This is a genomic window from Desulfovibrio sp. TomC (assembly GCF_000801335.2).
Lineage (GTDB): Bacteria > Desulfobacterota > Desulfovibrionia > Desulfovibrionales > Desulfovibrionaceae > Solidesulfovibrio.
Window position 1 is genome coordinate 1 of the sequence record NZ_JSEH01000045.1, and the last position, 10180, is coordinate 10180.

The 10180-nt window shown below is 49.3% G+C and carries 9 protein-coding genes; 2 read left to right on the top strand and 7 right to left on the bottom strand.

What is annotated here, in order from left to right; translation table 11 throughout:
- From NY78_RS25080 to NY78_RS24295, 4 genes are all read right to left on the bottom strand, one after another.
- Nucleotides 1-255 (bottom strand): hypothetical protein (locus NY78_RS25080; protein ID WP_156181109.1); only part of this gene is annotated, 255 nt, incomplete at its 3' end.
- 526 nt (nucleotides 256-781) lie between these two features.
- On the bottom strand, nucleotides 782-1003 hold the full coding sequence (locus NY78_RS25685; protein ID WP_231584075.1) for a hypothetical protein: 222 nt from the start codon (nucleotides 1001-1003) through the stop codon (nucleotides 782-784).
- 468 nt (nucleotides 1004-1471) lie between these two features.
- The gene (locus NY78_RS25085) at nucleotides 1472-2086 is read right to left on the bottom strand and encodes a hypothetical protein (protein WP_156181110.1); all 615 of its coding nucleotides are present in this window, start codon (nucleotides 2084-2086) and stop codon (nucleotides 1472-1474) included.
- Between the two features lie 111 nt (nucleotides 2087-2197).
- The gene (locus NY78_RS24295) at nucleotides 2198-2785 is read right to left on the bottom strand and encodes a YagK/YfjJ domain-containing protein (protein WP_082140189.1); all 588 of its coding nucleotides are present in this window, start codon (nucleotides 2783-2785) and stop codon (nucleotides 2198-2200) included.
- A gap of 1261 nt (nucleotides 2786-4046) precedes the next feature.
- On the opposite strand from NY78_RS24295, the gene NY78_RS21225 reads away from it, so the two are divergent.
- Together NY78_RS21225 and NY78_RS21230 are read left to right on the top strand one after the other, a co-directional pair.
- On the top strand, nucleotides 4047-4322 hold the full coding sequence (locus NY78_RS21225) for an HU family DNA-binding protein (RefSeq protein ID WP_043640841.1): 276 nt from the start codon (nucleotides 4047-4049) through the stop codon (nucleotides 4320-4322).
- A gap of 410 nt (nucleotides 4323-4732) precedes the next feature.
- On the top strand, nucleotides 4733-5122 hold the full coding sequence (locus tag NY78_RS21230; RefSeq protein WP_047960343.1) for a hypothetical protein: 390 nt from the start codon (nucleotides 4733-4735) through the stop codon (nucleotides 5120-5122).
- Between the two features lie 105 nt (nucleotides 5123-5227).
- Here NY78_RS21230 and NY78_RS21235 read toward each other — a convergent pair whose 3' ends face one another.
- The 3 genes from NY78_RS21235 to NY78_RS25090 all read right to left on the bottom strand — a co-directional run.
- Entirely contained in the window at nucleotides 5228-7036 is a 1809-nt protein-coding gene (locus NY78_RS21235) for a M6 family metalloprotease domain-containing protein (RefSeq protein WP_156181112.1), read from the bottom strand.
- A gap of 744 nt (nucleotides 7037-7780) precedes the next feature.
- Complete coding sequence (locus NY78_RS24300) at nucleotides 7781-9757, bottom strand: DUF3987 domain-containing protein (protein ID WP_197084304.1); 1977 nt, start codon at nucleotides 9755-9757, stop codon at nucleotides 7781-7783.
- 69 nt (nucleotides 9758-9826) lie between these two features.
- A partial coding sequence (locus tag NY78_RS25090; RefSeq protein ID WP_231584076.1) for a hypothetical protein occupies nucleotides 9827-10180 on the bottom strand: 354 nt, incomplete at its 5' end.

A 10180-nucleotide genomic window follows, 5' to 3' on the forward strand; every position in this document is an offset into this window, starting at 1 on the left:
GAGGTCCTGCGCTGACGATAGCCTATCTTCAGTTACATGGAAACCATATCCTTTTTTATAATCAAAGGTAAAGCCGAAATCAGCCAAGCTTGCTCTGTCTTTATAAAATTGGCTTCGCGAAATACCTGCACGCGAGATAAATTGATCAATGCCTTGATGTGGGTTACTTCGAACCTCTTGTATGATCCAAATCAAACGCACAACTCTTGACCTATCCGGATGTATATCTATTTCATTTCGATCAAGCTTGACCATTCTGGGCCTCATTATTCAACTTAAATTCATCAATACATGCATCGCTAGGGCTATTAAAGTCAAATTTAAATACTTTTACCACCTCGCAGAATCGAACTTCCAATGAGAACCCCCACTCGACCCTTCTTTCTGCTTGGTGCCAATGTGGGCACTCTCCGCAACTCACGGGAACACCGCTCACCTTTTCCTGACGTATGGGATTAGAGTTGTCTTTCAAGGTATCCATGACCCCAAAATAGCCCCGTCCACCCGAGGCAACAAACACAAATATCTTCCCAGTCCACCCCTGGGTAGACAGAATACTCGTTTTTTTCCCCACCATCCTCTGTGACGCAAAGTGGGAACTAAACTCAGCTTCACGCATACTTGTGGCGATAACGTGGGACGTTGAAAAGTCTCCCCCCGTGATTTCGAGCACCCGCCCTCAAAAATCAGGGGTTAAGTGGGAAACACCCACCTTCTCTACTCTTCCCAAGCCCCATTCCCTTCCAGAATGGGGCTCTTACTCTTACTCACCTCAGTTACCTCAGTTGACCATGCCCAGGATCATCCCGCCGACACGCTGCAGCCGATAGCCACTCTCCGCCGTTAGCCGAGGGAACTGGGCCGCCTTGGTGTACACATTAATGATGTGAAACATGGTCTCGCCCTGCTCCTGCGGCCACGCCCATTCAACGGCTTCGATCTCGGGCTTTCCCAGTTGAAACTGTCGGTTGAATGACTTCATGGTCGCGATCGGATCCTTCACTTCGGACTCCAAGGAAAACTGGAGCTTGTGCTTCTCATCCAACAGCTTGGCACCGACATCGCCAATAGCCGTGGGGAACTCATCCAGTATCCGCGTCGAAATGTGCCGGTATGAGGTCTCGACTTCCGTCTTCGAGATGAGTCCGTTGGTTCACACCAGCCGCAACAGGAACGCCGAAATGGATAACGCCGCCAACCCGATCTCCGAATTGCCAATGGAAATCCCGGGGCTTACGCGATCGTTTCCATTAACATCAAATCCCTGCCCCTGGTCAAGGGTGGAGTGGACATGGATGGACTCGTGATTCCAGACGGCATGGCACTCAGCCGGCATCACAACCAGCCTGCAAGGCCATCGTCAATCTGTCGACTATTCGATGCCGAAAACGACCACAGCAATCGACATGGCCATGGCCTGGCACAGAAACTCGAGAGAGAAGAGTTTTAACTATCTTCAACATAATCCGTTTTACTTCAATTGTTTGATCAATTGACTGGCTTCACTACCCTGCAAATGATTTAATGACTTTCCAAACATACTGGCAGCCATATCTTCAGGAGACACATGCCTCTGGGAAGCCAATGAGCCGATCAAGTGCAATTGTCTATCTGAAGCTGGCTTGGTCCCACCACCATCATGTGCAGCCTGTAAAGCTTGGCCCTGGACAGGTTCCACAGCACTGAAATCGACATCGATGATGTGTCCCCCTGCTCCCTCATATGCAAGAGGATCAGCGTCATCACTCACGACACTCTTGACATTAAATGCATCTGAAATCACTCTAGATTTTGCTCTAGTCGAAGCTATTCTTGGAAAGCTGTCAGTACATCCTCTCGGGACATTGTGGGGCGAGGCATCAGCTATGTCCGAAAAGACTTTACCATCATCAGTCTCTAGTCTCGCTTTACATAAACACACTTGTCCATTTTGTTCAGACTGATACTGAAGAACATCCACTTCTAAACTTCGTATCCCAATTTGATGAGCATAATCCAACTTGCTTTCATATGCTGTAACGTCTTTACCTCTAATTTGAATTACACCAGACTGCCTGATCTTAGGGAGCTTCTTGTCGGTATCCATGAATAGTCTCCTTTATTGGCTAAGCGTGAAATTTATTTTAGTCTACAGCAAAAACTATTGGACAATTTTGGCAAAACCAAATTATTTTACTTTACTTAGGATCTCTGACCATCAACGACGATGTAAACGCGACATACCAAAATTTCTCAGGCCATCTAAGTAGTCTCCTTTACCATCAAACTTAGCCATATACGATACCTGTCTTAAAACATCAGAGCATCTTTCACAGTAGTTTCCATTAGACCTAACAAGCAAGATACCATTTTCATGAAAAGTACCATCTTTTCCTTTTGTGCAATGATCAACGAGACCTAAAGGAGAAACACCTAATATATTTCCCCAAAAGCTTTTGGCCGTCTCAAAAACATAGTGGTACGATCTAACCTTGTTTCCATTGAGCAAGATCAAAAAATGATAGTGGGGATGAAGACTAGTCTCCTGCTCTCTTACCCACATGTAACACGGATCGTATCCTTGGTTTTTATAAAACTGAACAATATATGCTGAAAACTTCATGATGCTATCATTGAAATACACTTCTCTGTATCCTTCTGGATATTTAAGATCAAACCTGACTACCAATGCTTTGCCATGGATACCTGCATAGAACTCTAACATCTGTATAAGTTTTTGAAGTATATTGTCTGTGTACGGGTAATCTCTCTTTAACTCGTCTAGCACATGGTTTCCAGTGAACATAGCTGCTCCTTATTGCCTGCGAGAAGTTTGTTTGAAACTTTTTTATTTACTAAATGATCTTTTTTCACATTACTTAACTATAATTTAATTAGAGATTACTAGCTTGCCATGTAATTGTTTTAGTCTCATCACTGCAAAAATGAGATCAAGACCGATTCATATCTTTATTAAGTCAAACTAGTAAACATTGAATATTTTTTAGGTGTGCGTATTAATGTGTGCAACGATCTATGCTTTGGTGAGAACAAGTGTATTTAAATACATGCATTACATCCCACCTACTAAAATGATTCTGATTCACATCTTGTGGAGCAAGACAATCAGGATGAATGAGACTATACTTTCATATTATAGTGCTCATGAATTAATTTTGAATTAGCATAAAATGTTTATAATTTCAAAAGCTCAACGCAATGCAACTGAAAATTATAAGACTCTACGCTTAATGTACTACAAATAATTATTTAGACTAGGAATAACTTTCCGATTACAACATTTTTTGTACCTGTATTTCTTCTTCAAACTCAGAACGCTGCTATGCCGCCCAGAGATTGTTCAGGAGGGCAGCTAAGAAATAGATGGCCCACGAGTTTCCGGCGCAGATGGACGGCCACCAGGGTCTGGCCATGGAAGTGCATGATCTTTTTCCGGCGCGCAGCCACAGATGCTCTGGTGCACCAGCTGAAACGGAGCGGAACAGAAGCCCCTGCTCGAATTGGACGTGGTAGTTGACAGCCATAGGGCCGGTTGCCACCATGAAGTTTGACTCCGGCCCAGGCCACGACCTCCGGAGCCACCTCGGGCAACGGCCTGAGGGAATGGGGTTCCGCCTCGGCAAAACGCTTTAGTGGCCGCTCATGTGTGATGCGCCGTGGACACGGTTGCCGGCCGTGCCCATGCTCCACTCCATCAACTGGTGGTTGGCGTCAGCTGTTACCCCGAAATCACGCAAGGCGCGGAAGTTGTTCTTGATGTACTTGCCCCGGACTCGCAGATGCCCTTTTGTGGAGCTCCCTTGGCGGATAAGGGGAGATGAGTCGGTAAGTCTTATCCCTGGGCGATCTTGACAAAGGCCGCTGCACATCGGGATCATGGTAGCAGGCCTTGGTGATGGCGCACTTGGGGTTGACGATGACAAGCCGCGCGGTGCCGCCGAAGAACACCAAGGCGCGGCGGTGGCACCAAGGAAACTTTCACAGGGACGCTTGATCTTGCCTCGCGTGAAAGGTGCCGTTATCGTTGCGAACACGGGGAGGTGAGGATGAACAGAAGCGAACTCATCAAAGATTTCGGGGAACGGTTCAACGTGCCTGACGAAGAGGCTGCCGACTTTGTGAATGCGTTTTTCGAGAGGATTCGGCAGGCACTGATTGAAGGCGACCGTGTGGAAATCCGAGGTTTTGGCTCACTCGTGATGCGTGAATACGAGTCTTATTTGGGCAGGAATCCTAAAACGGGTGTCTCCACCGTAGTTCGGCCTAAGAAACTGCCGTTCTTCAAGGCGGGCGTGATGCTGAAAAAATTTCTCAACGACTGATTTGGAATAGATACCATGCCCGCGATGTTTGACCCGCTGCACTGGCTGTCCACGAAGGGTTCGGTTGCCTTCCTGGACAAGCGTGGGGAGGCACAGGTGCTTTTCCATGAGAGTACCCTCAGCCGATGCGCCGGAGGATCAAGCGAGTCGTCGAGCCCTACCTGGGCTTGCTCAAGCTACAGCTGGACGTGTCGCCAGGAACGCGGCCAAGGACCGTGCAGCAGTTGATGGCGTCGGAACGATTGAAGATCGTTGAGGGGAAATACATGGTTACGCGGTAGGTTTCCACCGCCAGACTGGGAAAGGCGGTCACGTTTGGGCCATTCACAATGGCAGGAAAACGACGGTTCCCTTCCACGGTAGCGCGGACGTGGACCCCATACTTCCTGAAATTGATTTGCAAGCAGCCCATGTACGATTACCCCGTCACTTTGACACCCCTGGGCAATAGCGATGCGATGACCTACGGCGAGAATGAAGCCTTTGCCCTTAAATGGGCGCAACACGCGCTCCACGTCGCCCTGGCCGGGTACATGGACGACCATCTGCACATTCCCACCCCGTCCGCTCCGGCCCCGGGCAAGCCGACCGTCAGCACGTCGCCCATGGTGGCGCTCATGCTCGCCCTCTATCAGGCCATGCGGGACCAGGGGGTTTCACAACTCCGCCTCGTCGGCCTGCTCCATTGTGATGCCCGACAAGTGCGCCGGCTCCTGGACCACCAGTCTACCGTCAACCAGCTGGATGCGGCCGAGTGTCCGTCAAACGATCCTCTTTCGGACAGGTGGGTGGCCCCATGAGGGCTGATCAGAAGGGCAAGGCGGGATCCGAGTTAACAGCATCAGAGACGCCTTTCCGCACCTACTCCAAGGAGATACCCAATTTCACACTCACCACTGTCCATCTCAGTTTCCACCAATAAGGATGGAATAAGGCACTGTGACCGCAATGGGGGCCATGACCGTGGCGGCCATGGTGGCTCCAACGGAGGATATGCCCGTCAACCCCAAGGCCGTTCCCGTGTTCGCGTAGAGATTGGAGTTGGGGGTTGAGGTCGGGGTGAAGGCCGCGTTGTGGCCCTGGTAATACAGGACGGACTGGTTGCCCTGGCAAGGATCGTCTTCAGGTTGAGGCACTGCCAGCAGATTGCAGGAGTTGTCCGCCTGTACGGCCACCACCCCCTGGTGGGAGCCGGCCACGTATTTGTTGATGTCGTTGTTGGCAAAGGTGCCAATGGTGTTGTCCACATGAATAATGAGCAGTCCGCCCTGGTAGTCGCTTTGCCAGCGGCGGATGCCCTTGTCCCAGTTGGTGTTGTAGCGGTTTTCAGCCAGGTAGTATTCTGTGGCACTGGCCGAGGGGGCTAAGAGTTTCAGGGTGGTGTTGCTCAAGGCGTGACCGAACGTATGGGTCTGGAAGTTGTAGGCTAGGCGGGTGGCGTCCCAGACGCAGTAGGCACGGCTCCAGGCGTCAAAGGATACTGGGGTGGTGCCATCGTCTTCGCCCGTGTCCGCGCCCCAGGAACCGGCGGCCATGACGGAAAAGGCACCCAGTCCTTGGTTACGGTTGTCGGTGTCGTAGAGGTCGGGCAGCCCACACATCTGGTGCCCCAGTTCGTGGCAGATGACCCCCATGGGCATCTGCCGGCTAGACTTGTTGAGTTCCCCGTTGATGGACCAGTCGGTTAGTGTCTTGGTCCCAGCCATGACGCCTGTCCCGCCCCAAGCGTGGGCCCAGATGTTGGGGGTTGAGGTGGTGCTGGAGGCCTCGTACCCAGCTGGGACGAAGTAGATTACGGCCTTGGCCGGGGTGATGGTGCCATCACCGTTGGTGTCCAGGCTGTTGAAGTTCACGTAGTTGGCGGCCTGGGCCAGGGCAAGGTTCAGCCAGGCGGCCTCGGTGGCGTAGTCCCAGTTTTTTCCATAATTTGGATGGTTGGCGGCGATGGTCACGCTCACCACCCCGGGATAGGGGTTGTCGGGTTGGGTCTGGGAGATGGGGGTGATGGCCAGCTTCTGCTGGGTGTTGTCCTTGTAGAAATTGGCCACGGACTTCTTGCCCGGTGTGGTGTTAAACACCGCGTCGTACCAGTTCTGGGTGGTGGTGGTCAGTTGCCTGTTCGCGAAGTTCACCAGGATGACCAGCATTCGGCGCGTTCCGCTCACCGGGTTGGTTGTCCAGGTGGCCGTGTCCGCTTTGGTCGCGGCTTCGAGGCCGGATGCTGTAGCGTCTGAGGCGGAGTCCTGCTGGGTGGCTCGGCTGCGGAGGTTGTCCTGGCGTGATTTGATCAGGCTGTCCTCGAACCGGGCCTTGAAATCGGCATTGGACTCAGGCCGCAGGTTTTTGGATTCGGCCGGCGGGGCGTCCCGGCCGGGGGTCAGGCCCGAGGGCACTAGGTTCTGGGTGGTGGTCACCGGCGGTGCGCTCGCGTCCGCACCGGGAGCGGTGGTCGTGGTCTTGGTCCCCTGGGGCAGGGCGTATTCCCAGCCACCGGAGGCGGGGTTGCGAACCACGGTATAGCCGTCCAAGGTCTCGGTCCAGTTCTGGAACTCGTCGCCTCTGATGCTGATCATGAGCTTGGTTCCGTCCGGCTGGACCACTTCCTCGGGTGTCGGTGAGGCCGGACTGGCCAAGACCTGGCCCGAAACCAACAACAGGAGACACAGGGTCAAAATCCATTTGGCCATAGCGCACCTCGCTTTTCGCTTGGTCACAAGCCGGCCTCCGCTCTGAGACCCACGCCAGGGCCAGCTATTTGAGATCGCTTGACATGAATGTTGAGTTTTTAGAAGCGCCACAATGGCGCTTCCGGATTGTCCGCGTTGGGTGTGGGACGTCTTTCTGGTCAGTCGCTCAATGACCTCGTTGGCGGTCAGACTCCCCTAGGCGCATCCTACTGATTACGTGACGAATTTCATGCACTGCGAACCTCCGGTTGGCCATCCCTTACTCCTCGATATTGCACGTGGAGTGGATAGCCCGTTGCGGAAGTCCGGGCGAAGGCTGGAGACGATGGTGGCTCGATTAACCCGCCCCGAGGCTGGCTCTATTAGCCAGCCCAGGGGGGGACCTCATTAACACGCCCCGGCTTTGGCTCCATATGCGCGCCCGCCGACAGGCTCCTGGGGACCGCAGACACAACCACCCAGTCAGAACAGGGAATTCCCACCATCAGAGACGTGCGCGTCAGCCCGCTTGTCACACCACCACATGGGGGCAGGAGGCTGGTGGAGTTAATACCTTCAACATCTATACGCCAGGCAATCGTGTCTGCGACTGCGTGGCTGGGCAGCCTGAAAGAACGGCATTAGCTTCATGTTTCTACACTGAAGAGATTTTGGCGCGTTTTTTTAATAAACTTGCAAATAAAGATCTATATTTCGCACAAGTGAGTAATTGGTCTTCGTCAATGTCTACGCGTCTACAAACTCGCACCGTAGACGCGTAGACATTTTTACTTAAAAAATAAAATTGGTTCGTTGACAGAAAAATCTACTATTCAATATAAACTCACGTTTTTTGCATGCTTGCCTATACTGGCGAATGTACCCATGATTCTCAAGAATATTTAGGGCTATGCAAGCTCGTTCTCGATCAATGCCGCGAATGTACTGCTCGATTTCTCGTGAATTATAAACAGAGTGAACTTCGTTAAAATGCGACCTAAGTAAATATTGAATAATTCGGTCAGCATCTCTATATCCACGCAAGCCATAATCACTAAATGCAAATTCCGCATGAGCTATAAGCAATCTGGTCAGTTCAATCCCGCATGTAACCTCATTTAACCCAATCTTATTTTCATGAAACAGCTTGTCATATTTCCACAGATGAAAAGCTCCTGCAAGACGAACCGCTTTCCCGTGAGCCTTTTCCAAAAATGAAATCATATTGCGAACATTATTGGTAGACAAGATTGCCAAAAGTTCTCTTCTAAAATCATTAATTGCTTCCATAGCTTCACAAGAGATCTGTAGTTTTACGATATTTCGCGATTGATTTTGCGTATAGCAACATTCCAACAACGACTTGATCTTTGTCTCGTAAACATGCAATCTGTCAGTATGCTGACAAATATATTCGCCACGAGCACTACTGTTGCCAGATGAAAAATATGGGCTAAACCTCGGGGTCAATCCAACTTCACGAAATGATGAATTTTCAAAAAATTTATATGCTATGTTTGGCTGCACCATCAACACCGTTGGCAATGCAGGATTTTTTAAATTAACATGCTTTCTCCCCATGTAAAGACCATCATGCTCTTCCATATCATAACCTTTCAATACCAACGCTAGAATTTCTTTATCTTTTCGTATCATCTCCAAATAACCACTTCCTTCAGGCGAAAGTATGCTCAAGCACCCCCCTTGCTGCGCCAGCGTCATTATTAACTTGTTTTTTGAAGTATCATCGATAAAAAGTTGTGGACTACAAGCAACCCCCACCCCAGACAAAGGACGAGTTTTTTCAGTAAATTCCATCAACCAATTTTCAATGGCTAAAGAATTGCAAGGCACATCGCTTGCTATTTCTTCTGCTATTTCTTTAGCTCTTTTGTTGTAGACCTTATTTTTAATACGGTTTAACATTGATTGCTTTTCAATGGAGCTGGCTATCGACTCTGCGTTCTCTTGTAAATAATTTTGTGTAAAACTTTCAAATGGTCGGCGCAAAAAATTTACAAGAGAACTTTTCCTTGTCCCAGCCATGCTTACAACACAGACATAATCAATCAACGGCTCCTTCCACCTATCTGAGAGAGAGACTTCAATGCTTCCGCGCGAACTCGTCGAAATACAACCTAATACACCAAGCAAAATTGCTTCTTTATCTATTAGAACCTCCGACGACAAACAGTCGATCACTTCACGCAGATCGCTTGAAACGTTGTTCCATGCAAAATTTGGCGTATTGAAATTTATACAAGACAAAGGGGTGATCGGATTGTTTTCAAAGGCAGAAAACATATTATTGATATCATGTTCTCTGACCTCGGCCAATCGCGCTTTATTAATTTCTTTGCTTGCTTTTAAATTTGATAGTATCGTATTCTTAATATTGGTATCCACTTTTAATGTAGACAATGGGTCAATAAACATATTCTCCACATTATTTTGAAGCAGAGGAATTCCATTTTTCATGGGCAGCCCAGTATTACAACCATAGTCCTTGCAATTATTATAACTCAACGCAGGACAACTTGAGTTACTTGATGGACTAGAAGATTTAGGAACCAAAGGCACAGCACTATTTGCAACACCTAACGCTTCTATTTCTGGCGTTGAAACCACTGGCTCAAGCGCTTGATAATGAATTCTATACTCTTCATTACTCATACTTGCATTAACAGCATTATAATGAGAGAAATTATGCTGTTCCGTAGCTTCTGCCCCGGTCTCTACGGCTGCATCGATAAGCTTATTAAAATTCATTAGTGCCTCCTTGATTTGGGGAGTGCACCGACTGCACCCCCCCTGCGATTGTTGCATTATTTGCAGGCATTACCTGCGAGGGACGGCCCGAAACAGAACATTTGAAGGAGTCAGAGAGAACGTAATTTCGCACTCAACTGCCACAATATGCTGAAGTTTTATGGGATCTGTTTCAGCAATCGCATCCGCAAAACTACTAAAGATGTTTCTACAAGCCTCTGTGAAGGCATTCATCCCTGCCTCACTTACACCGTTGATAATGCGAGGTTTTATTGACAATGAAATAATATCATTAGGCACGGGGATGAGTGCTTGAGACTGAGGCTCTTGCGTCCCTGTCCCTTTTTCAACGTTGACATTTTTTTCGCCACAGCCGCTGCCTTCGTTGCCATAAGCCTTGGTCATGCCGCTTTCCTCCATCTC